The 24,207-nt window shown below is 39.3% G+C and carries 19 protein-coding genes; 2 read left to right on the top strand and 17 right to left on the bottom strand.

Annotation, left to right across the window (positions count from 1 at the left end; translation table 11 throughout):
- Window positions 1-155: 155 nt before the first annotated feature.
- Window positions 156-629 (top strand): GNAT family N-acetyltransferase, encoded by a 474-nt coding sequence (locus tag FAY30_RS02085; protein WP_149868334.1) that lies wholly within the window; start codon window positions 156-158, stop codon window positions 627-629.
- A 295-nt stretch (window positions 630-924) separates the two neighbouring features.
- Here FAY30_RS02085 and FAY30_RS02080 read toward each other — a convergent pair whose 3' ends face one another.
- The 7 genes from FAY30_RS02080 to FAY30_RS02050 all read right to left on the bottom strand — a co-directional run bounded on the left by FAY30_RS02080 (window position 925) and on the right by FAY30_RS02050 (window position 7,868).
- Window positions 925-1,545, bottom strand: a complete 621-nt coding sequence (locus tag FAY30_RS02080; RefSeq protein ID WP_149868333.1) for a precorrin-2 dehydrogenase/sirohydrochlorin ferrochelatase family protein — start codon at window positions 1,543-1,545, stop codon at window positions 925-927.
- Window positions 1,511-2,236 carry a sirohydrochlorin chelatase gene (locus FAY30_RS02075; protein WP_149868332.1) on the bottom strand — a complete coding sequence of 242 codons (726 nt, stop codon included), beginning with the start codon at window positions 2,234-2,236 and terminating at the stop codon, window positions 1,511-1,513. The genes FAY30_RS02080 and FAY30_RS02075 overlap by 35 nt, the downstream gene beginning before the upstream one ends.
- Window positions 2,237-2,239: 3 nt before the next feature.
- Window positions 2,240-3,682 (bottom strand): uroporphyrinogen-III C-methyltransferase, encoded by a 1,443-nt coding sequence (gene cobA / locus FAY30_RS02070; protein WP_149868331.1) that lies wholly within the window; start codon window positions 3,680-3,682, stop codon window positions 2,240-2,242.
- A gap of 25 nt (window positions 3,683-3,707) precedes the next feature.
- On the bottom strand, window positions 3,708-4,028 hold the full coding sequence (gene nirD / locus FAY30_RS02065; protein ID WP_149868330.1) for a nitrite reductase small subunit NirD: 321 nt from the start codon (window positions 4,026-4,028) through the stop codon (window positions 3,708-3,710).
- Window positions 4,025-6,448: a nitrite reductase large subunit NirB gene (gene nirB, locus FAY30_RS02060; RefSeq protein WP_223820867.1), complete on the bottom strand. Its 2,424-nt coding sequence runs from the start codon at window positions 6,446-6,448 to the stop codon at window positions 4,025-4,027. The genes nirD and nirB overlap by 4 nt, the downstream gene beginning before the upstream one ends.
- Window positions 6,449-6,630: 182 nt before the next feature.
- A complete protein-coding gene (locus FAY30_RS02055) occupies window positions 6,631-7,617 on the bottom strand; it encodes a hypothetical protein (protein WP_149868328.1) in 987 nt (328 codons plus the stop codon).
- A gap of 23 nt (window positions 7,618-7,640) precedes the next feature.
- Window positions 7,641-7,868, bottom strand: coding sequence for a hypothetical protein (locus FAY30_RS02050; RefSeq protein WP_149868327.1), 228 nt, complete (start codon window positions 7,866-7,868; stop codon window positions 7,641-7,643).
- A gap of 218 nt (window positions 7,869-8,086) precedes the next feature.
- On the opposite strand from FAY30_RS02050, the gene FAY30_RS02045 reads away from it, so the two are divergent.
- Window positions 8,087-8,902, top strand: coding sequence for a DUF8832 domain-containing protein (locus FAY30_RS02045; protein WP_149868326.1), 816 nt, complete (start codon window positions 8,087-8,089; stop codon window positions 8,900-8,902).
- 146 nt (window positions 8,903-9,048) lie between these two features.
- Here FAY30_RS02045 and FAY30_RS02040 read toward each other — a convergent pair whose 3' ends face one another.
- The 10 genes from FAY30_RS02040 to FAY30_RS01995 all read right to left on the bottom strand — a co-directional run bounded on the left by FAY30_RS02040 (window position 9,049) and on the right by FAY30_RS01995 (window position 24,200).
- Window positions 9,049-10,050 (bottom strand): glycoside hydrolase family 43 protein, encoded by a 1,002-nt coding sequence (locus FAY30_RS02040; RefSeq protein WP_149868325.1) that lies wholly within the window; start codon window positions 10,048-10,050, stop codon window positions 9,049-9,051.
- 122 nt (window positions 10,051-10,172) lie between these two features.
- Window positions 10,173-14,297, bottom strand: coding sequence for a carbohydrate-binding protein (locus FAY30_RS02035; protein ID WP_223820866.1), 4,125 nt, complete (start codon window positions 14,295-14,297; stop codon window positions 10,173-10,175).
- Window positions 14,298-14,469: 172 nt separating this feature from the next.
- Entirely contained in the window at window positions 14,470-14,889 is a 420-nt protein-coding gene (locus FAY30_RS02030; protein WP_149868324.1) for a hypothetical protein, read from the bottom strand.
- Window positions 14,890-14,913: 24 nt separating this feature from the next.
- Complete coding sequence (locus FAY30_RS02025) at window positions 14,914-15,759, bottom strand: carbohydrate ABC transporter permease (protein ID WP_317845685.1); 846 nt, start codon at window positions 15,757-15,759, stop codon at window positions 14,914-14,916.
- Between the two features lie 3 nt (window positions 15,760-15,762).
- Complete coding sequence (locus tag FAY30_RS02020; RefSeq protein ID WP_149868323.1) at window positions 15,763-16,695, bottom strand: carbohydrate ABC transporter permease; 933 nt, start codon at window positions 16,693-16,695, stop codon at window positions 15,763-15,765.
- 108 nt (window positions 16,696-16,803) lie between these two features.
- Window positions 16,804-18,075 (bottom strand): extracellular solute-binding protein, encoded by a 1,272-nt coding sequence (locus FAY30_RS02015; RefSeq protein ID WP_149868322.1) that lies wholly within the window; start codon window positions 18,073-18,075, stop codon window positions 16,804-16,806.
- A 41-nt stretch (window positions 18,076-18,116) separates the two neighbouring features.
- A complete protein-coding gene (locus FAY30_RS02010; RefSeq protein WP_149868321.1) occupies window positions 18,117-19,874 on the bottom strand; it encodes a glycoside hydrolase family 2 protein in 1,758 nt (585 codons plus the stop codon).
- A gap of 207 nt (window positions 19,875-20,081) precedes the next feature.
- Complete coding sequence (locus tag FAY30_RS02005) at window positions 20,082-21,143, bottom strand: GntR family transcriptional regulator (protein ID WP_223820965.1); 1,062 nt, start codon at window positions 21,141-21,143, stop codon at window positions 20,082-20,084.
- A gap of 179 nt (window positions 21,144-21,322) precedes the next feature.
- Window positions 21,323-22,870 carry an L-glutamate gamma-semialdehyde dehydrogenase gene (pruA, locus tag FAY30_RS02000; RefSeq protein WP_149868319.1) on the bottom strand — a complete coding sequence of 516 codons (1,548 nt, stop codon included), beginning with the start codon at window positions 22,868-22,870 and terminating at the stop codon, window positions 21,323-21,325.
- Between the two features lie 169 nt (window positions 22,871-23,039).
- Window positions 23,040-24,200 (bottom strand): CamS family sex pheromone protein, encoded by a 1,161-nt coding sequence (locus FAY30_RS01995; RefSeq protein WP_149868318.1) that lies wholly within the window; start codon window positions 24,198-24,200, stop codon window positions 23,040-23,042.
- Between the last annotated feature and the right edge of the window lie 7 nt (window positions 24,201-24,207).

Below are 24,207 nucleotides of genomic sequence, written 5' to 3'. Positions count from 1 at the left end.
TTTGTATTATATAACACACTTTTCAAAAATGGAACTACTTTTCTGAAAATTTTATAAAAATAGGTAAATTTATCCGTCTGTTATATAATAGACCTTGATATATCACCATTTCACGACGCGGGTACTTTTACCTATTTGAGCTTTGGAGGGGTTTTATGCGGTTATTTGTGAAGAAAATGGATGAAATCTTTGCTGAGGAATTTTTGACTTGGAAATACGAAGCACCTTATGATTTTTACAGTAATGAATATAGTGCGGGGGCCATAGCGGAGTTATTAAATGGCTCGTATTCTGTTATTTTAGATGATCAAAATAAAATATTTGGCTTTTTCTGTATTGGGGAATCTGCTCAGGTGCCGATTAGTAGTGATTTTGAGATCTATGCGAAAGGTTATGTAGATGTTGGCATTGGGATGAATCCAGTGTTTACGGGGCAAGGACGGGGGCTTTTGTTTTTTTCATTTATTTTAGATTATATTAAAGCGAAGTATGGAGACACGCCTATTCGCCTTACTGTGGCGGCTTTTAATAACCGAGCCATCCATCTTTATGAAAAAATCGGGTTTGTGAAGGAGAAGGAGTTCATTCATGGGGATGTTTTGTTTATTACGATGATCCTTATTGAATAACTTAAAAAATAACGTTGGTTTAGAGCCTTTATTAAGGACAATACACGCTGTCTATTCGCTGAAATTTTCTTTAAAGACCTTTATTAAAGACAAAACCCACCTGCTATTCGCTGAAAATGTCTTCAAGAGCCCTTATTAAAGACAACACTCACTGCTATTCGCTGAAATTGTCTTTAAGAGCCCTTATTAAAGACAACACTCACCGGAATATCGCTGAAAATGTCCTTAAGAACCCTTATTAAAGACAACACTCACCGGAATATCGCTGAAAATGTCCTTAACGGCTATTACTGATTCAGAAAGTCAATTCTTGATATAGCCGCTGAAAGTCTCCCTCACGATCGCGGCTGCTAAAGAATTCATCGCTCGCAATGGCCGTTAACAGTTTTCTTTTTAACGTGGAATCCGCCACTTCCCTAATTATCCACTTCCGCTTAATAAAAAGAAATTCGAGGTAGTCTTCATAAGACTGATCAAACTCTTGCTCCAGTATATTGCGGATTCTCCTGGCTAGGATTGGGCTGGCCCCTCCAGTTGAAACCGAAATTGATAAACGTCCGCGTTGCACAACGGCCGGAAGATGAAAGTCTGAGTCATCCGGGTCATCTGCCACCATGACAAGCTGCCCGGGTACGGCTGATTCCTTAATCAAACGATTCACCATCTTATCGTTCGTTGCCGCAAAGATCATAAAAGCGGCTTGCAAATCTCCAACACAAAATGGACGCTGCACCCACTCAATGTTTCCATCGCAAGAGAGCCTTTGTAATTCCTCCGACGCTTCCGGGCTGACCACCACTATATTGGCTCCGGTGCCAAGTAAGCCGCTAACCTTCCGTTCAGCCACATTGCCGCCGCCAACCACAACCACTATTTTCCCTTCAAGCTGTATCATAATTGGATAAGTTGAATTCATACTGCACCTCTGCTACCCGTTTTTCAATAAGCGGAATCAACTTTTCAACAAAACCAACCGGTTTGCAAAAATTAATATCGTCGCCCGCCCACTCTAGTTCTCTCTTCATTTTGACGGTATAGCCTCCGGAAAACAAGAAGTGAGGCAGAATAAAAATTTTCCGGCCCGCTAGATTCCTCACCGTATCATGATAGAAAGTAGGAGTAGTGACGAAGCCCGTGTGAACATGACACGCCAGTTTCTGAGCTAAATCTAATGCTAGTTTTTCAAATTCAATCGCCGCCTCAGGAACACGGCTTCCATGGCCCACCAACAGCACCGCCTCATTCGCCTGTTCACCGAAACCTGCTTCAGCCAGCCTGTCTGCAAGAATGTCGACCATAATAGCGTCAACACCAAGTGGTTTTCCATAATGAAAAACTATATTTGGATAACGTTCAAGTTCTACCGGAATATCAAAATTGGCATGAATCCCTGGAAGTAAGAATACAGGGACTACTGTAATCTCACTTGCCCCTTTTTCGATACATGCTTCAATGGCTTGTGCAGCCGACGGCTCAGCGTGTTCTAGAAAACCATAGGCCTGTTGGGGAGCCGAAGCCTTCTTCATGACTTTTTTAATAAAATCAATAAATTTCCCATTCGCTTTGCTCAGCCTACTTCCGTGTGCGATATAAATAATGGCTTCCATATCTCACGCCCCCTCATACGTCTGGCCCGCCAAATATTCAACCAAGGATTCCTTCGTCGCTTTTTCCGGCATTCCATGGGATGGGAGCCCGGCAGCTTCCACCACTGTCATTGTTAGCTTTCCCATGCTGACAACCTGAAGCCCGTTTAATAGTTTTGCTGCATCTATGCCACATTCTTTTAATGCTTCGACAAACGGTTCAACAGAGGCACTGCTTGGGAAGACCATTGTATTCACGTCAGATTCCTCTAGCATTCTTTGAAAAATAGGCACAAACTGCCGGTCTATCTCTTTTTTACTCGTTACCAATATGTCAGCATTTCTTTCGAGCTTTATACGGTCATCGCCAACAATGAGTAACGTTCCAGACTCAGGCATCTTCTCAGCAAGCTTCGCCTTAAATCCGCGTTGCTTTAAAGCTTTTACCGATTTACTAGAAGCTCCATAAAAGTCGGCACGAATGGTTCGGATATCTATTCCCTCCTCAAATACGGCTATAAAAAATTCTGCCACACTTTCGGGTGAGGTAAAAAGAATCTTTTCGTAGGAGGGCACATTTGTTAGATCGACAGGCAATATCGTCCTTTTCCATTTTGGAAATTCAATGACATCCGCACCATGCTTCATCAATTCCTGCGCCAAGCAGCTTACACTTTCGCCGGTACGGGCCAGGAGGATCTGCCGGCTATAAAGCGGCTTTTTCTCAAACCAGTTGATTTTTTCACGAAGTGAGACGACTTCTCCAACAAGGATAATCGCGGGATTGCTGAACTTGGCTGCCGCAGCCTTTTCCGTAATATCGGCAAGTGTCCCCTGCAATGTTTTCTGACGGCCAAATGTACCCCATTGAATCAAAATAACTGGAGTGGAAGCTGGTTTGCCATGATTGACAAGATTTTCACAAATAAACGGTAAATTTCCTACCCCCATGTAAAAAGCAATCGTATCCACACCACGGGCGAGCCCTTCCCAATCGAGGCGCGGTTTTCCACCCTCGGATTTGTCATGGGCGGTGACAACAGCAAAGGATTCGGCATGATCGCGATGGGTTACAGGGATCCCCGCGTAGAGAGGAGCGGCAATCCCCGATGAAATACCAGGAACAATCTCAAAAGGAATTTGGTAGTGCGCGAGGGCTGCCGCTTCTTCACCAACACGGCCGAAAACACCTGGATCGCCGCCCTTTAAACGGACAACTATTTTTCCAGCTAACGCCTTTGCCACTAAAAGATCATTGATGTTCTCCTGGCGCAAAATATGGCGGTCAGGCAATTTGCCGCAATAAATTAACTCGCAATCACTTGCAGCAAATTCCAATAGTTTTGGATTGGCAAGCCGGTCATATAAAATGACTTCGGCCTGCTTAATTGCTTCCAATCCTTTCACGGTGATTAACCCAACGTCCCCTGGCCCTGCGCCTACTAAAAATACTTTTCCTGTTTTCATCCCGCAGCCTTCCTTCCCTGTTGTTCTATAATACAATAAAAATGATATTCTCTTTCATTTCGACCTTAAAGGTCTTCACTTGACCCTCATCTGGTGCCTGAACTTTGCCATCAGCTAAAGAGATTTTCCAATCGTAAACTGGACAGTAGACATAGTTGCCGCTGACAAGTCCCTCTGAAAGGACACCGCCCTTCGGATGGGGGCTGCGATTTTCTAATGCAAAAACTTCCCCACTTGTGACCTTAAATAAAGCAATTTCGGTGTCATCAATTTTAATAGAATAACCTGTCCTAGTCTTTAAATTAGAATTGTGTGCAACCGGAATGCGTGTGATCGTTTCAATCATTTTGACTCACTCCCAACCGTAATAGTGTGCTTTGAATAATACTTATCTTGAATTTCTTCATTTTCAATCGCTTCATTCCAAGGCTCGATATACTTCTTTAAGGTTTGGTCCATCCGCTCGTTCAAGGCTTTCCGGGTTTCTTCATCTGCCAAAACTTCCTTCACATGATCAAGCCCCATGCGCTCGACCCATTTTGACGTACGTTCCAAATAATTCGCTGTCTCACGGTAATATTGGAGGTAGGCGCCGGTCATTTCCATTACCTCTTCCTCAGTTTTCACTGTGCACAATAGGTCACCGGGGCGAAGGTCCACACCGCCGTTACCGGCAACATATATTTCCCAGCCTCCGTCGATGCCGACAAAGCCGATGTCTTTAATACCTGCTTCTGAACAGTTTCTCGGGCAGGCGGATACGCCCATTTTCACTTTATGCGGTGTATCCAAACGTTCAAATTTCTTTTCAAGCTCGATTCCAAGTGCCATGGAATCCTGTGTGCCATAGCGGCAGAATTGCGCACCAACACAAGTCTTAACGGTTCGAAGCGTTTTTCCGTAAGCATAGCCGGATGGCATATCAAGGTCCTCCCACATGCCCGGCAGGTCTTCTTTTTTCACCCCGAACAATCCAATCCGCTGTCCGCCGGTTAATTTTACCAACGGCACATCGTATTTTTCGGCCACTTCAGCAATTTTCTTCAAATCAGCTGCGGTAGTGACGCCGCCGTACATTCTTGGGACAACGGAGTAGGTACCGTCCTTTTGAATATTGGCGTGCATTTTTTCATTAACGAGGCGGGAATCACGGTCATCCTTGTATTCATCCATATGAATCATGCCTAGGTAGTAGTTGATCGCAGGGCGGCATTTCGTGCAGCCTTCCTCATTGTTCCACTCCAGCACGTTCATGACCTCTTTTACACTTGATAAGCCCTTCGCCTTGATTTCAGTAACTAATTCCTCGCGGCTAATCGTCGTACAACCACAAATGCTCGTCTTTTGCACAGCGGCAGCATCGAATTGGTCTCCAAGTGTATGGGCCAGAATGCTGCTGACCATTGGTTTACAGCGTCCGCAGGAACGGCCGGCGTTTGTGCAATGGCTGACTTGATCAAGGGTTGTGAGCCCTTGCGTTTTAATCGCTTCAACGATGGCCCCTTTGGTTACCCCATTACAGCCACAAACGAGTTCATCATTTGGCATGGCTGCAATATCATCACTCGCCCCGCTTCCGGAGCATTCTGTGTGGAAAATGGAATTCCCGCTGATATCTTCTTTTTTCGTCAGCATCCGGAACAGCCTTGTGCTATCCTTTGTATCGCCATAAAGAACAATCCCGACAATCACATTATTTCTTGTTAGCACCCGTTTATAGATGCCGTCATACTCATTGTAAATCATGATCGATTTAGTCGAACCATCTTCGAAAATTTCTCCTGCAGAGAAAAGGTCGACACCGGCTACCTTTAACTGCGTACCAGTAACAGATCCTTCGTACGGTTTTCCGGCGGTGCCGCAGATCTGGTTTGCAAGCACTTTTCCTTGTTCGTATAGTGGCGCAACCAATCCATAAACCATCTCTCGGTGCTCGGCACATTCCCCAACAGCGTACACATTCGGCACACTGGTTTCCATAAAGTCATTAACGACAATGCCGCGATTGACGAAAATTCCGCTGTTCTTTGCGACAGCTGTATTTGGCTTAATCCCAATCGCCATCACTACAAGGTCGGCTTCGACCTCGGAGCCATCTTTAAAGCGCAATCCGCTCACACGCTTGTCTCCGAGAACTTCGACGGTTTCTTTTTCCATTAAGAAATTCATGCCTTGTGCTTCTAGTTCTGCTCGTAATAATGACGATGCAATCGGATCAAGCTGGCGTTCCATTAGATGCGGCATCAAGTGTACCACATCGACTTTCATTCCAAGGTTCAGCAGGCCTCTTGCTGCTTCAAGCCCTAACAGACCGCCGCCGATGACCACTGCCTTTTTATATTGCTTTGATGATTTGATCATCATTTCACAATCTTGAATATCACGAAACCCGGTGACACCGATTTTGTCTGTACCTGGGATGGGCAGGATGAATGAATTGGAGCCAGACGCAATAATCAATTCATCATACTCAACTTCACGACCCTGATCACTGATGACACACTTTGCTTCTAAATCAATTTGATCAACTGCTTCTCCTGTAAATAGTTGAATATTATTTTCTTTATACCAATCTAGCGGATTGATAATGATCTCCTCAAAGTTTGTGTCTCCTTGAAGAATATTTGATAACTTAATCCGATTGTAGTTTGGGTATGGTTCCTGTCCAAAAATCGTTATTTCAAATTGTTCCGGTGCCAGTTTAATAATTTCTTCAATCGTCCTGACCCCAGCCATCCCGTTCCCGATCATCACTAATTTTTTCATCAGTGGGTCACTCCCTATCTAGTTAATCACGTTTTTTATGTTTTGCTCTATAACTATATTGTAATCACCTTATCGCTTTAAATTTGTGAAGTTCGTCACATTCTACTCATAAATGTGAATCATTTCACATTATTGTCAAAAAGGGTGTCAGGCACCATGTGGTGCCTGACACCCTTTTTACGTTATGCAAGTTGTTTATTCTTTTTTAATGCTGGGTGTGGTTTATATAATGCATTAATTGCAGGAACGAGAGCACCTAAAATAACAGCTGGGACGAGCTCCCATAGTTCTAATGGCGGAGTAATCAGGATATCAAACTTATGGATCGCGAACAAAACAAGGAAGTAAGCAAGGCTGCCTGTGAGACCTGCCAACCAATTCATCTTCTTAAACAAGAAAAAGCATAGCGGGATCAAAAGTAATGTAATCGGTACATAGGATGTTGGATATCCAACCGCTGCAAAAATGGCTTTACCAACAAATCTAAGGAAAATATAAAGAACCGCTGCCATTACTGGTATAGTAAAGTCCCGGCAAATTCGAATGATCAACACCGTAAGCAATGCCACCATCAGTACGGAATAGATGGGATACACCCATTCCGGAATGCCGCCAAAGATTTGCGATGCCGGATCGGAAATCAACTCAAGAATTTCCTGTGAGGCAATAGATTTTCCATGGATGTATTGATCATAAGAAATCGCCCCATTTTCCTGCTGCATATTAGGAAACATTAAGCATTCGAGGAGGAACATCGCGAACCACGTGTGCATCGACTTCCAATCCGGCTTCACATCTCCGGTAAACAAGTAATATCCCCGCCAGACTCCAAAGATCATGATGCCGGTTGCAATATAATAAATAAAATGAGTTGGACTCCATGTGGTTAAATCAATCCCGTAAGCAATATGGTACGTAAAATCCAATGGAATTCCGATGAGGAATAAAACGTATCCAATGGTGATCAGATTTCTTGAAAACTGGTCCATGTATTGTGCGCGCCGCCACTCTTTAAATAACAAATATCCACCAAGCACAAATCCAAGAGTATTAACAATATGAGGAATCGAATATTCTTCAAATAAATATTTAAAATGATACGAAGCATCCCATGCGGAACCGATGAATTTTAATAAAAAAGCCAGAACCCATAAACGATAATATTTCAAACGGATCTTCCCCTCTCCTCACCTTATCCCAGAAGGTCAAATGGGTCTCCAAAAATGGCAATCAGAATATAATTTATTACTAATGCAATCCCAAAGGCGATTCCGGCCACACGCACTTTTTTTTGCGTAAATAATTTATAGATAAAAAGGATTCCGGAAGTGACGACAAAGATATTGCAGGTTATAAACGTCCAAAGCATGCTTTCACTGTGCTCCACTGCTGTTACATGCAACAAATATAATGGTATCAAAGGCTCAATTCCCCCATGTTTTACTTTTATTCAAATGGCCTTGGAAGCATTCATCTTTAAAACAAGACGTCATTTAGACTAAAAATGTTTCGAGTCTTCTCTATATTATCATGGTTTTTAATCTAGTTGACTAAGAAACTTACATAAAATTCTTGCATTTACTTATTTAGGTAATGTACATTAAATGAATGAATGAAGCTAAGAAAGGGGAATGTCCGTTGAAAAATTTCATTCTTGCCATACTCCTAATCACTACTGTATCCCTGTCTGCCTGTAATTCAATTAAAGTCCCAAAATCAACAATGGATCATAAAATGAGCGCCGCCTCAACGAATGTCATCCCAACAAAATCCAAATGGACGATTGCGGTCCAGCCAAAGGCAAATGAAAGGATTCCCATTTCCATTTTAATTACAGACACTTCCAATAAACCCATCAAAAAATTCGAAACCGTCCATGAGAAAAAAATGCACTTATTTATTGTTAGTAAGGATTTATCTTACTTTTCCCACATACATCCCATATATAAGGGAGACGGGGAATTTAATATTACCACCGGCTTCCCTGCTGGCGGGGACTATAAGATCATTGCTGAATTTACGCCTAAAGGAGGCGGAGACAGCAGTATTGAAAATCATTGGCAGCATGTTGAGGGAGAGACAGCAAAGGAGGAACCCTTGGTTGCTGAACAAGAGCTTACCAAGGTGGTAGACGGCAAAAAGGTATCACTCTCGTTTAGTGAACTGAAAGCAGGTAAAACGTTGCATATGACCTATACAATTAATGATGCAAAGAGCGGTCAGCCGATTAAAAATTTACAGCCGTATTTAGGGGCCATGGGCCACACGGTTGCTATGAGTGCAGATGCTGAAAAATACTTGCACATCCACCCGATGACAACAGAAGGCAATGGGCCACAGGTTATCTTTATGACCATTTTTCCTGAACCGGGCATTTATAAAATTTGGGGACAATTTAAACACAATGGCAAAGTCTTCACAGTACCATTTGTTATAGATGTGCCAAAAAAATAGACCAAAAAACCCCTACTAAAGTTGAATAGGGGTTTTTGATTGCATAAATTAATATTTGAAATCGGTGCCTGACACCCTTCGTGGACATTTTCCATGGGGGGTGGACAATTAGGAGAGGAACTCCCTCCTGCTTTTAAACATAAAGTCTACACTTCTCCAGAAGGTTTGACCATCGGTGTATAGGCTGGTTGTGGAGTACCAAAATTAGGGGTACCATCTGGTTTCCAATTGATTTTTTGAATCCTTGGGTTCCGAAGCCTTCCCAGACGATGGTCACCTTCCGCTTCTGAAAACGAAAATGCGTGATAGACGATCCAATCCTCAGTTCCATCCGGGGATTGTGTAAAGCTATTATGCCCAGGGGAAAATACTCGGTTTTTTACACTTTTCGAGAAAACTGGTCCTGGATGCTTTGCCCAAGAATCAGGATCAAGAAGATTAGACGTTTCACATGCTGTAAGCATCCCTAAGCAATAGTCATCAGACCATGTTGCACTTGCAGAAAAAACGAGAAAAATTTTACCGTTCCGTTTTAGAAAGATTGGACCTTCATTTATTGCCATTCCACCTTGTTTCTCCCATTCATCCACCGGAGCCGATAATAATATGTTTTCACCTATTAGTGTCCACGGGTTTTCCATTTTTGCCATGTAAAGTGCTGAACCATAATCAGGAAAATATCCATATCCTGAGTAAAGGAAATATAATTCATTCTTATGCTGAAGAACGGTTCCATCTAAACCAGGATAATCGGTATTCACCGCACCCCTGAAATGCCAATTGCCCAGCAATGGATTGGGTGAAGAATTTTCAAGTACATAGATACGCCGAGTGTCATCCCCACCTCCATCATTGGCAGTAAAATAAATGAACCATTTACCGTTAATATAGTGTATTTCTGGCGCCCAAATATTGTGGCTATATGGACCTTCTGCTGGAGGTGACCATATTATTTTTTTCGCAGTTGTTGAAAATCCTGTTATGGTCGGGCTCCTCCAAATGGCTATATGAGTGGATAACGTAATGGTTAAATAATAGTAACCGTCAGTGTGTTTATAAATATAAGGATCTGGACCACTTTCAAACAGGGGATTCATAAACATTTCATCTATTTGACGTGTAACGATGTTGTGTGTTTCTGTTTCCATTATTAGCACCTCCATATTGGCTTATCACGGCTATCTTTGACTTGATTTTTATCGTTAAGTACAAGTCGCTGCTCATTTTAAAAAAAGGTAGACATCTAAGATCTACCTTTTTTGCTGAAATTTTATAATTTCTTTAATTCCCTTACTAATCTAGCTACATCTGACAATAGTTCTTCGTTTGCACGTATAGATACATAATCTCCTTTTGCTTTATCAAGTAATTCTTGAAAATCATTTAGATGTTTTATGGATTGTTCGATATGGCCTTTTTCCATATGATGCTTTGACTGTTCTAATTTATTGCTTAATTGTTTATATAAACTGTGATTTATTTCTCCTGAAGCATTGTATTTATCAAGCAATTTCAAAATTGTTTTGTGACTTGTTTCTATTGGTTTCACATGAAAGTTATCAAATCTCGTAAAATTATAGTTTGATCTAAGTCCTACTTTTCCTTGTGTAAATGCTGTGCTGCTATTATCTGTATAATCTATTTTAGGAGTATCCATATCACCAACAAATATTTTAATATTGGTTCCTTTTGCAACAACTTTCATATGCTGCCATGTATTTAGAGGAGCACTGATTTTTGCACCTTTTAGGTACGACCAATTATAATTAAATTTTCCTAAATGAACACCATCTTTATTGATATAGGCTAAATACCCTTGCATAAAATCAGGATTATTTTGACCAAGTTCAATCCCATTAGCTGGATTATTTACTCTAAAAATTATTCCGCCGTCACCTGTCCCAGCTCCAATATTAATATCTGCTTCAACCGTATAATCCTTCCACAAGTGATCTCCGATTACAGATTTCGCAAAGGTACCTGGTGCTGCACTATATTCCCCTTCAGCTGCCGGTGGTTCTTCTCCTTTATCTAAAGTAAAATCAAGACTTCTAAAGTCAAATTCACCCTTTACCATTTCCGCCTTAATCGTATGTTTTCCAGCGGGCAAAGAGACATTTTCTTTAATGACACTTTCCCAGTTATCCCAGCCGCCTGTTTTTGGCACATCTATGATACCTGTTAAATCAACAGTATCATCAAGCCAAAGTCTAATTTGATTTCCTTCTAAATCAGTTGCCATTCTGATGGCTACTTGATATTTGTCCTCTTTTTCAATATCGACGTTATATTTTAACCATTCTCCTGCTTGATTCCAGCCAACATTATAACCACCCTCAGGATTAACGCGAATATCGACAGCATCTCTTCGATATTTACCACCAATATTTACAGGAGAATTATCGTGATAACCAATACCTTCTCCACCTGTAATATAGTCAGCCGCCATTATTTTTCCTGGAAGCTTCTTATGATTGTCAAACCTGTGAAGTGTTAATCTAGAAACATCAAATTCTCCTTGAAGAGTTACTAGCTTTAATGTGTGTTTTCCAGCTGGTAATGAAATGTCCTTTAATGAAACACTTTTCCAATTATTCCAATCCCCTGTATTTGGTATGGTCATTTCTCCTGTTAAATCAATTGTATCATCTAAAAGGAGCTTAGCTTTTCCTCCATCTTTGGTTGCAGCTGTAAGTAAATCTAAACCATATGTGCCTTCTTCTTCAATGTTTATGTCATATGCCAGCCATTCACCTGCTTGATTGGAGGTAACTGCGAAACCACCTTCTGGATTCACTCGGATATCGACAGAATCGGCTCGATATTTTCCTCCACTATTCCCCGCAGTGTTATCATGGTATCCTACGCCTTCACCACCAAGATTGTATTCAGCAGCTTCAATGATACCAGGCACTGGTTTATGAATATCAAACGATGTAAAATCAAGACTAGTAAAATCAAATTCTCCTTCTACAATCTCAACCTTAATCGTATGCTCACCCTCCGGCATTGTAATCCCTTCTTTAATAACAGGCTGCCAATTATTCCAATCACCTGTGTTAGGGACATCTAACACACCAGTTAAATCTGTTTTATCATCTAACCATAAACGAACCTTTGCCGATTGAAAGGTTGTTGCCGCATTTAATTGAACATTATAGCGACCTGTTTCTTTAATGGAGACATTGTATTTAAACCATTCTCCTGTTTGATTCCATCCAACTGCCGTCCCGCCTTTTGGATTGTTACGGATATCGACAGCATCTCCTCTTAATACGCCGCCAATATTTTTAGCTGTTGTTTCATGATAAGCTACCCCTTCACCGCCAGTTATATAGTAGGCGGCACTAATTGAACCTGGTATAGGTTTGTGTGCATCAAAAGGGCTGGGTTTATTTGTTTTAACCGTCCAATATCCTTCTATTTCCTCCCAGCCATCACTCTTTCCATCATTAAAATCTGAAATCACTTGTTTTACTTCTTTATATTTTTGAAAATTCATATTGGCTAAATCAAACGTTCCATCGTTAACGACTATTTTTATCGAATGCTTTCCTTTTGGTAAATCAATGCCCTCAATCGAAAATGTTTTCCACTCATCTGTTTTTGGAATATTTAATACACCTGTCAAATCGGTCGAGTCATCTAACACTAATTTTACTTGGGCATCATCGCTCGAGGCTGATACTCTTAGGTCTACATTGTAAGTAGCGTCTTCAGCAACATTGACATTGTAGTTGAACCATTCACCGGGTTTATTCAAGCTTACGTTATATCCACCTTCAGAATTCACTTTGATATCAACAGAATCTCTTCTATATAGATCACTAGTATTCTTTGCAGTTGAATCATGAAAGCCTACTCCTTCACCGCCTGTATTATAGTGAACAGCGTCGATCTTTCCCGGTAAAGGTTTATACGCATTAAATATATTGCTTCCGTTCACTTTATTGCTGAATGCAGTATAGCCAAATGCCGCATGAAGGTTAGAAGTTATATATCCAATTTTCCCTCCGTTTAGCCCAGCCATTTTGCGCGTTTGCTTTTGCATTCCATCTACGAAAATCTTATAAGTGGTGGAAGACTTTTCTACTCGTAATTGATGAAGCTTTGAATAGTCATAGCCCTTAGGTAGGTCTGTCGCTTCACTGCTTTGTTTGACCCCGTTTACGATAAAATAAGATTCTAATTGATTTTTCTTAGGATTTAATACCGCTAAGCCGTAGTTGTTTTCATCCTTATAAGAGAAAACGGCACCTAATTGTGGATCACCTTTCGTTCCCTGTTCTATCGCTTTCATATTGAATTCAGCAGTATAGTCTGAGGCAGTGGAAGCCTTCGTCAATTGTTTAAATGAATGGGTATTTTCTATTGTCGTTTGTTGAAGCCAGCCAGGCACATCTGCAACAATACTCCAGCTTCCTTCGTTTGTGTTTTCCCAATTTTCAGTAAATGATGATTGTGTGAAACGCTCACTAAAGTCAGGTAAGTCCGGGTTTGGCTGATCTGAAGTCGTAGGACCAAGAACAAGCATCTTTTCGCCATTCCAAGCGATTCGATCTAGATTCATATATCGTCCTGGATTCGCATGACTATGATACACCATATACTCAGAGTCAAGATCTGGACCTCTAACGACAGAATTGTGCCCAAGTCCTACATTCGATCCTTCCGAATTTATCAAAATTGGATTTTGGTCAAGGTTATGAGAAAAACCAGTAATCGGACTATCGCTGCTTGCATAATCAACCCGATATGCTTTATTCCAAACGTGATTTCCCGTATAGGTCATATAATATTTACTATTTCTTTTCAAAACAGTTGGTCCTTCTGTCCAGCCATTCATTTCTGCACCAGTGTTTGATACCTGCCCAAAGGTATAGGGATCTGTCATTGGACGTGCATCAATTCTTCGATCTCCCGTACTATAGAAATACCATTTTCCATCATCATCAATAAACACATGTCCATCAATTCCCATGCCTAGGTTATCCGTTTGCTTCACAAAGGGACCTAGAGGATTTGAGCTTTTGTACACATAATGCCCATTTCCCCCAGGCGATGTGTACATATAAAAATCACCATTCCAATAAACAACCTCAGGAGCATAGGCAGCCTTTGTTGTAGGTTCCTCCGTCACTAATCCACCGTACTCCCAATTAACCAAATCTTCTGACTTCCAAGCTTTTACTCCACTCTTATCATCCACCGTACTAACATAAAGATAATAAATACCATTGTGTTTTAAAATATAGGGATCTCCTTCTCCATAAAACACCCCTGTATCCCATTTCCAAGAATCTGATAATTTAATGGGATTACTGAAGGCTAATGCTGATAATGGAACGGACAATAAAAGGCTAGACGCAATTACCATCGAGATAAGCTTCTTCAAAAAAATCTCCTCACTTTCCTTTTCTCCAAGAATAAATGAAACCTACTATTTCAAAAAAGCAGACTAAAAAAAATCAAACTATAACCAAAGGAAACGAGGGATGTATTTACCTTCCTTTAGTTATAGACTATTGATTTTTCTTCGAATACTATCGCGATAAAGATTAGAGGAATTATTGATTTTGTAATTGATAGTTTACTAACTTTGAGATTGATTTATTTTTTGCTAAAGCTACGATTCCTGCAGATAAAAACATTAAAGCTCCTAATAGATCCATCATTAGATAGGATGAAAATCCTAATAAAATAAACCAGATAGGTTTCTTCACCTCTGCTTTATCATCCTTCAATGTTTTCGCTAAAACAAAGTTAACGATTCCAAGAATAACAAACAGCATACCAAAGGAAACTGAAAACATATACAAACTGCCAAAAATAGATTGTACAGCCTCAAGTTTTGCTAGAGTGTTATACGAAGAATTCAATCCTTCATTTTTTATATATGATGCATAAACAAAAATGGTAACGAGACCTGAGACTATTTGCCATGTAGAACCGACCATAATTAATCTTCTCTCTAGCTTTCTATTCATCATTAATCCTCCTTACTATTTTTATCACCCTTTAACCCCAGATGATAAGGAGAGCGAATCCATAAAGTATTTTTGTGTGAATAAATAAAGGATAAATGTTGGCACTATCGCTACGAGCGCGCCAGTTAATGCATGGGCAACATCTAGCGCATACATCCCCTGTAGTAATTGTAATCCTGGTGTAATAGGCATTTTTTCAACATCATTAAAAACGATTGATGGCCATAAAAAGTCATTCCATGAAGCTGTAAATGTAAATAGAGCTACAACCGTTAAAACAGGTCTGAGTAACGGTAATATTAACTTTAAGAATATTTGAAAATCTGAAGCACCATCCACTCTCGCTGATTCATCAAAATCTATCGGAATCCCTAGCATAAACTGTCTTACGAGAAAGATATTAAATACTCCAGCTGCACCTGGAACAATGGCTGCTAAATAACTATCGATCCATCCAAAGGTATCCATAATTTTATAGAGTGGAATAAGATTTACAACCGCTGGGAACATCATCGTTGCCATTAAAAAAAGAAAGATGGCATCTCTACCTTTAAATTTCATTCTTGAATACCCATATCCAGCTAATGAAACAATTACTAACACGAGTACTGTTTGTGATATAGAAATAATGAGTGAGTTCATAAACCATTTTGCAACCGGTGCACTTGTATTTCCAAAGAGGACATCCTGATAGTTCCCAATAACCCAATGAATCGGTAAAATGGTAAATGCATTTGATTGTATATCTGCTTCACTTTTAAAGGAAGAGATCATTGTATAAAATAAAGGGACAATCCAAATAAAAGCCATGATGAATAAAAAAAGTAAAGAAACAATTTTTGCAGCACCTTTTTTCTTCAAGGTATACACCTCCTAATCACGTTGTCTTAAAAAGAAAAATTGGATGGCAGAAACGACCATAATACATAGACCCAGGATCACAGCCATGGCAGCCCCAATACCTGCAATAGAATTTCCAGAACCAAATGCGTTCTCTTGAATATACATTAACAAAACAGCAGTCGAGCTTGTTGGTCCACCCTTCGTTAGCATGAGTGGTTGCCCATAAACATTAAATTGTGCAATCGTCGTAATGATCACTGTATATAATATTTGAGCTCTTATACTAGGTAGAGTAATTTTAAAAAATCTTTGAACACTATTTGCCCCATCAATAGAGGCAGCCTCGTATAAATCTTTTGAAATCCCGTTAAGGGCAGCCTGATAAATGATCATATTCGCACCGATTGTCCACCAAACCGTAACAGTCACTAATGTAATCCAAGCATATGGCTGGGTAGCTAACCAGTTCGTTTCTGCATTAAGATAATGATTAAGCGGCCCAAAAGAAACACTATAAAGCATGGAAAAAATAATCATTACGGCAGAAACGGAGAACAAAGTTGGCATGTAGAATAATGCTTGAAAAAACTTCAATCCCTTCGGTCTAGTGTGAAGACCTGCAGCTAAAAATAAGGGAACAATGATACAAGCCGGCACTGTAAAAAGTACAAATTTAAACGTATTTCCCAACCCTGTTCGCAGTTGTTCATAGAAGGTCGAGTCCTGATTAAACAAAATTTCCTTATAATTAGCAAATCCTATAAATTCAGGTTCGCTCAATAGATCCCAATTTGTAAATGAAATATAAATACCATAAACAGTAGGAAAGAGAAAGAAAATTAAAAACAAAATGAGATGTGGTCCAATATAAAGAAATGGAGTAAGATTAAGATGTTTTTTTCCTGAATTTCTTTCTGTCGCTGCAGACATATCTAATTCCTCGTTCACTCCCGTATTTATCATAGATACTGACTCCTATTCTTTCGTTAGCGAATAGAGAGAAACCCTTGTATGTAAAAGGATTTCTCTCATATTTCGTTAACAATCTCAATTAATCAATTTCTAGTAATCTTATTTTTTACTATTGGCAGCAATTTTATCCTCAACTGCTTTTTGAGCCGCTTTAAGTCCTTTGTCAATGTCTAGTTTTCCAAATATGGCATCACCGACTAATTTATCCACTTCTTCGGCAACAAAGCCATTATATTTATAATCAAAGATTTTAAGCGTATTTTGCATTTCAGGATCTTTCACTAAGAATGACTGTGGTAAATTTTGATATTCTGCATTTTCTAATGTTGCTAATGCTGCCGGGTTTTGGCCGGCTTTAGCCCATGGAAGTGAATTTTCTCTGACATAATCAAGGAAATCCATTATACCCTTTGTCTTCTCTTCAGATCGATTTTTGTCCTTAAACATAACGAATTGATGAGAGGACGTCCAGTTGACAATTTTATCAGGTGAAACCTGTGGAAAGCTTGTTAAACCCCATTTTAAATTTTTCGCTTCATTAACGCTGTTTTGCATCCAAATACCTTCTGGATAAAAGATTGCCATACCGGATTTGAATAATTGACCCGGGTCTTCTCCATCCTTGTTAGCAATTTTGTCATCAACTAACCCTTTTAATAATTCTAATGCTTTCTTAGCTTCTGGAGTATTTAGTGTTGGTGCTTCACCGTCACTTGTGATATCTCCACCAAGTTGATTGTAAATCGATAAGAAGATTGGTCGAGTCCACGTAATACCAATACCAGTGATTTTATCTTTTTTAGATAATTCTCCAGCCGCTCTTATTTCATCAAAGGTAATAACATTATCATCAAGTGCATTTGGTGCATATTTTTCTAGTAAATCTTTATTGTAATACATGACAAAACTGTGTACATCTAATGGAACACTATATCTACTTCCATTAATATCACCAATGTTCCATCCCGCTGGTACATAGTTTTCAGCTTTAATTTCAGGATAGTCAGCCAATTTATCGTCATAAGTGGTTAATAGGTCACTGTCTACAAACTGTTTAATTCTCTCCGCATGGACAATGGTAAGATCAGGAATACCTTTTCCAGAATTAACGGCTGTTGGAATCTTTTTATACATATCATCCGCTTGAATGGATACATTTTTTATTTTGAACTTTGGATTTGTCTTATTGTATTCATTAACAATTTGTTTCATATTTTCACCATCAGGCCCCGTAAACGGGTTCCAATACACGATTTCATTTTTAGCTGAATCATTAGTACCACCGGAACCTGAACTGGATGAACTGCATCCTGCCAAAGCCATCATTGACACAATAAGTATAGAAAACATTAACAGCACTGATTTTCTCATTTGTTTTCCCCCTGATTTTTTAGTTATAACCTAAATGAAAATTACTTACTGTTGATTGCTCTAATTTTATTTAAGTCTACTTTAGGTACTCGATTTTCCTTTAGCAAACCGTTAACCTCTTGCTGCACATCTGTAATTTGTGTATAGCAAAATCCACTAATATATGGGGTATCTTTTATTGCTTGAGTAATAGATTCATAACGATGTAAGAATTCTTCTTCACTCTTTACTTGATTACCATATCCCCAGCCTTTTTCAGAATTAAATGCAATGCCGCCATATTCACTGATAATGATTGGCTGACCTTTATATTTATAACCTTGAGCCATCGCATGTTTGAAATTATTAAACACTATATCGTTATTCACTACTTTTTCTTTCTCACTATACCGTTTTAAAAACTCATCTCCAAGCTCTACATAATCGTGCAGAGTGAGAATGTCTGAAACGGTATGCTCCCAGCCATCATTGACAATAACAGGTCTCATACTATCAATAGCTTTGGTAAGATGATAAATTCCTTCTGTAAACTTTTGTTGCTTTAGGTTAGTATAAATATTTTTCACACCCCAAGATTCATTAAACGGAGTCCAGGTAATGATGCATGGGTGATTATAATGCTGTTTAACAACCTCAATCCATTCCTCAGTAAAATTTTGAACCGCCTCATCTGAAAATTCATAGGTTGCTGCCATTTCAGACCAAACAAGGAGACCTTTTTTATCTGCCCAATATAGATATCGTTGATCTTCAACTTTCATATGCTTTCTTACACCATTAAAACCCATTTCTAGTGTCCGGTCGATATCCTCAATAATCGCTTCTTCTGAAGGTGGTGTTAAATGTGACTCTTCCCAATAACCCTGATCCAAAATAAGTTTTTGATAAATCGGTATATTATTCAATAATACATTTCCATTTTCTATGGAAATCTTTCTCATTCCAAAATAGGACTTTACAGAATCTATGACTTCACCGTTTTTAGATAAAGTAAATTCTACATCATATAAATTAGGGGCTTGAGGACTCCAGTGGACCACTCGCCAATGGTGAAACTCACTTGCAATATTCGTTTTGATTGTTTGATGTGGACGATGTATCGTTTGTTCAAATGTTTTAATTGGCTCGCCTTTAAACGAAATTGATGTTTTCAAGACTAACGATGGATCAATGTCCCCTGAAACCTCATAAGCAAACTCCACTGATTCTGTATCGATATCTGGTGTGATTTTGACCGCTTGAACATGTACTTCATGTAAGAATTCAAGCCATACAGTCTGCCAAATCCCGGTTGTCTGAATATACCAGCATTCATAACTCTTGTCTAACCATCTTTGTTTTCCTCTTGGCTGGAAGCAGCTTTGACTATCTTCGTTTTTCACAACAATATTTAATTCATTTGTTTCATCTGCATAATCTGTAAGATTAAAAGAAAAAGCGATTTGTCCACCCTTACGTTCACCAACAAAAGCTCCGTTCACCCATAGCTTCGTTTTATAATCAGCCGCTTGGATATGAAGGGTGATCTCCTTATTCTTATATTCACTAGGAATGGTTACCCTTTTTTGATACCAGACATTAGGACAAAATACTTCCTCACCAATGCCGCTGGCTTTTGTTTCATAGGTAAATGGAACAATAATTTTTTTATCAAAATTTACCTCCTTATACCATTTTTCCTTTTCACCTTTGTTCTCTCGATCAAATTTAAAATTCCACTCTCCATTTAAATTCAGCCAATCTTTTCTTTCAAATTGGGGTCGAGGATATTCTTTTCTTGGTAAGTTGTTTTCTATCATTCTCTATTTCTCCTTTAAACAGAAAGTAATTATTTAATAATTCAATCATTTGGAAATGCTTACAATAAAATTTTATATTAGGTCCTATAGCATTAATATACTAAGGTTGGTATAAAATATACTTTCCAAACAAAAAAGCGCAAAAATCAAACCCAAACTATAATTAATGGAGATATCATAGTTTGGGTTTATTCACATGAATTTCATCTAAGTTACGATTGTATCTAACAAATCCACATTTTCACTCAATTTTAGAGTAACAGGTACATATATCCTTGTCGGATTATAAATCCCCTCAATTTGTTCCAAAAGGAGGTCAACGGTTTTTTTACTACATTCAGCAATATCCTGTTTTATAAATGAAACTCCTGTTATACCAGGTGGATCAAAGGTCAGCAATTCAATGTCACGGCCTGTTTCATTCTTCACCGAACTTATTGCTAAATGCGTATAAAGGGCTAACTCTGCATTCATTGTAAATACAGCCGTTACTTCAGGCTTACAAAACAGGAATTCTCGAATTAGCTTTGGGGTTTTATTCGGAGAAATTTCATTGAAGCCTAGGAGCAGCCATAGATTCTTATTAATTGTAGTTCTCCTTTTTAAAAAGGCATCTTCAAATCCCTTCGATCTCTCGTTAGTTACTGTATTTGTTATGATTGGAGATATAAGCCCAATATTTTTATGTCCTTTATTTAATAAATATGAAATGGCTTCGAACGTTCCAAGGTCATTTTCAGAGGTCACACTATACGTCAAAATATTCTCCATATACCTGTCAATTAATACTAACGGAAATCTATCTAATGAGAGTCTTAACACAGCTTCATTATAAGTTTCTTTTTCAGTAGGAAAAATAATGATTCCCATTACTCCCATTTCTCTAAACATCTCTATAGCATCAGCTTCTTCAAATTGAGACTCTCTTGTGATCTTTATAACTAAGATATGGCCATTTTTAGAAACATACTTCTCAATATAATTGACAAACTCTTGCTCAATCTTCGTTTTCATACTAGGAAGAATAAGTCCAATTAATCCTTTCTGTTTATTTGGCATACTGATGAAGGCTGTTAGGTTACTTTCACAAACAAAGGTTCCTTTCCCTTTAATTCTTTCTACGATCCCTTCTTCCGCAAGACCCGATAGTGCATTTTTAGTGGTGATCTGGCTAACATGAAATTCCTCAGTTAACTCTTTTTCTGAGGGAACACGGTCACCTACTCGCAGCTTACCAGATTGTATTTGCTCTTTAATTTTATTTTTTATTTGTTGATATAGCGGTTCAATTTTAATATCAGCTCACCCTTAGCTCATTAATATTCTAACTTATATTAAGTATACTAATACTTAATATGTTATTCTACATTTTTATCAAGCTAAAATGAAATAGAAGAAGCCTTCATCCCCTTTTAGGAATGAAGGCTCCTTCTATTTCATTAATTTTTTTAGTACATTTCTGAAGTTGTCTTCGCTTGCATGTGCAGCAATAGGTAGTCAGGACCGCCTGCTTTAGAGTCTGTTCCGGACATGTTGAATCCGCCGAATGGCTGGTAGCCGACGATTGCTCCTGTACAAGAACGGTTAAAGTATAGGTTCCCTACATGGAAATCTTCACGTGCTTGTTCTTGGTGAGCACGGTTTTTCGTGATAACAGCACCTGTTAAGCCATACTCAGTATTGTTGGCGATTTCGATTGCTTCCGTGAAATCTTTTGCTTTTGTAAAGCCTACTACTGGGCCAAAGATTTCTTCCTGCATAATACGGGCTGTAGGAGAAAGGTCTGCAATAATTGTTGGTTTGACGAAGTAGCCTTTCGAATTATCGCCTTCCCCGCCGGTCATTAATTTACCTTCACCTTTGCCGATTTCAATGTACTCCATAATTTTCTTAAACGCATTATTGTCGTTTACAGGACCCATGAATGTAGCTTGCTCTGTTGGGTCACCGACCGTTAATTGATTGGTTAATTCCACTGCGCGGTTTAACACTTGGTCATATACGTCTTCCACGATCACCGCACGAGAGCATGCAGAACATTTTTGGCCAGAGAAGCCAAATGCACCGGCAACGATAGATTGTGCAGCTAGTTCAAGATCTGCTTCACTATCAACAACAATCGTATCTTTTCCGCCCATTTCTGCAATCAAGCGCTTCATCCATACTTGACCAGGGTTCACTTTAGATGAACGTTCAAAAATACGAAGACCGACATCACGGGAACCTGTGAAGCTGACGAAACGAGTATCTTTATGGTCAACTAAATAGTCACCCACTTCAGATCCGCTTCCTGGCACAAAGTTTAATACGCCTTTAGGAAGACCTGCTTCTTCCATGACTTCAACAAATTTTGCTGCAATAATTGGTGTAGTTGAAGCTGGTTTTAATAAAACGGTATTACCAGATACGATTGCAGCTACCGTTGTTCCTGCCATAATGGCAAATGGGAAGTTCCATGGTGAAATAATAATACCAACACCTAGTGGAATATAGTCATAACGGTTAAATTCATTTGGACGGCTCTGTACGGGAACGCCATCTTTTAATGCCAGCATTTGACGGCCATAATATTCAAGGAAGTCGATCCCTTCGGCTGTATCTGCATCTGCTTCTCTCCATGGCTTACCAGCTTCTTTCGTCATAAGAGCTGAAAACTCATGCTTGCGGCGGCGAATAATCGACGCTGCTTTAAAAAGGACATCTGCACGTACCTCTGGTTTTGTCTTTTTCCATGTCTTAAAAGCTTCGACCGCTGCTTGCATGGCTTTTTCGGCAAGCTCCTGGTTTGCTTTGGATACACGGCCAATGACTTCTTCTTTATTAGACGGATTATAGGAAACGATTTTATCTTCAGTTGTAACTTTTTCACCACCGATGACAAGGTCGTAATCCTGGCCTAAATAACCCTCTACTGTTTCTAACGCCTTAAGATACGCCTGACGGTTTTCTTCAATCGTAAAATCTGTAAATGGTTCATGCTTGTAAGGTTGAATCATTTTTAAACCCCTCCTACATATGTATTAAAACGTTTACATCCAATGTTCATTCTACATTATTCATATCTTAGTATCAAATAGAAAAGCGCAAGCGCCCTGGTCAGCGGCGTATGGCCGAAACTGATAAATTCTAATTTTATTAGAAAAGACCCAGCACATCTGCTGGATCTCATTGATAAATATAAACGAACGGTTCGTTTGCATCTGCTTTTCGAACAATCAGTGCTTCAGGTCCATCAACAGAAGTAACACTTACCGAAACGGAAAGATACTTAGGAAAATGCTCCATCACTAATCCTGTCACATATTGAGCAAAGCCAATTCCCTCTGTTTTTCCATAGAATTGGATTGGGATGGTGATATTTAAATCTTGCAGCTGATCATCGACGTAAAATGCCTTGCCAATGACACCATTAAAGTTTGGAAAATATTCCTCTACGTCCTGCTTAAAGTTTAGGAAGGCAATGGTATCATCACGGTGATCGTTTGTAGCAGCCGTTGATGGGAATAAATAGTACTTTTCATTTACCTTTTCCCAATCATTTAGAGTTGAACTCCCTTGGTTCACGGTGCTATAGGCAAAGAATCTTCCTGGCGTCACAGATGACTTGCTCTCTTGTTCAAATAACGCAATGGTAATCGGAACGTCCTTCAAATTTTTCATATTGCGGACGCGTTTGACCACTTCACCAGCCAGTTTCTTCCCTTCCTTCTCCATTTCACTAAACTCAATCTTTTTCTCAAACGTATCTCCATCCTTAACTAATTTATAGTAGTAGATGGAGTTTAACGCAAGACCAATCGTGACTCCGGAGAGCGCCACATTCCCTTTATCATCTTTTGTCAGATAATCATGTTCTAAAATATGGGCTAAATAGATCGGACTTGTGGGTTCACTTCCGGCGGCACTATTATCCACCGGGTTTAAGCCGATATTATCTTCCGCTTTTATATTCTTTTCCTTAAGCTGCGCGTCTGTATATAGGCGGTTTAACCATTGTCTAATGGTCTTTCCTTTAATTTCTTGGCCTTCACGAAAAAAATACTTTTCTGTATCAAAGCTATTTTGGGCAATTCGCATTAAACCTATTTCAAACTCATTTAAGTCATATCTTGTATTGATATTATTGACGACCAATCCGCGTGCTTCCCCTGGTTCGAATGGCAGAATCGTCCGGTAATATTTATCTGATATATTATATTTAGGAATAATCGCCTTCCCTTTTACTTTCTCCTTTGTTTGAACGGCTTCATTTTGCTTTTGGAAGTTTGGTGCACAGGCACTTAGCAAAAAGACAAGGGAGAGAGCAAGCAATGAGAGTTTTCTCACGTCGATC

The organism is Bacillus sp. S3 (assembly GCF_005154805.1).
Lineage (GTDB): Bacteria > Bacillota > Bacilli > Bacillales > Cytobacillaceae > Neobacillus.
The sequence above is the reverse complement of the archived record's forward strand: the minus strand, read 5'-3'. Positions and strand labels throughout refer to the sequence as shown.

Excerpts from the sequence above, each read along its gene's own strand:
- FAY30_RS02085 (WP_149868334.1), top strand. The coding sequence starts at position 156 with ATGCGGTTATTTGTGAAGAAAATGGATGAAATCTTTGCTGAGGAATTT.
- FAY30_RS02080 (WP_149868333.1), bottom strand. The coding sequence starts at position 1,545 with ATGAATTCAACTTATCCAATTATGATACAGCTTGAAGGGAAAATAGTG.
- FAY30_RS02075 (WP_149868332.1), bottom strand. The coding sequence starts at position 2,236 with ATGGAAGCCATTATTTATATCGCACACGGAAGTAGGCTGAGCAAAGCG.
- cobA (WP_149868331.1), bottom strand. The coding sequence starts at position 3,682 with ATGAAAACAGGAAAAGTATTTTTAGTAGGCGCAGGGCCAGGGGACGTT.
- nirD (WP_149868330.1), bottom strand. The coding sequence starts at position 4,028 with ATGATTGAAACGATCACACGCATTCCGGTTGCACACAATTCTAATTTA.
- nirB (WP_223820867.1), bottom strand. The coding sequence starts at position 6,448 with ATGAAAAAATTAGTGATGATCGGGAACGGGATGGCTGGGGTCAGGACG.
- FAY30_RS02040 (WP_149868325.1), bottom strand. The coding sequence starts at position 10,050 with ATGGAAACAGAAACACACAACATCGTTACACGTCAAATAGATGAAATG.
- FAY30_RS02030 (WP_149868324.1), bottom strand. The coding sequence starts at position 14,889 with ATGAATAGAAAGCTAGAGAGAAGATTAATTATGGTCGGTTCTACATGG.
- FAY30_RS02020 (WP_149868323.1), bottom strand. The coding sequence starts at position 16,695 with ATGATAAATACGGGAGTGAACGAGGAATTAGATATGTCTGCAGCGACA.
- FAY30_RS02015 (WP_149868322.1), bottom strand. The coding sequence starts at position 18,075 with ATGAGAAAATCAGTGCTGTTAATGTTTTCTATACTTATTGTGTCAATG.
- FAY30_RS02010 (WP_149868321.1), bottom strand. The coding sequence starts at position 19,874 with ATGATAGAAAACAACTTACCAAGAAAAGAATATCCTCGACCCCAATTT.
- pruA (WP_149868319.1), bottom strand. The coding sequence starts at position 22,870 with ATGATTCAACCTTACAAGCATGAACCATTTACAGATTTTACGATTGAA.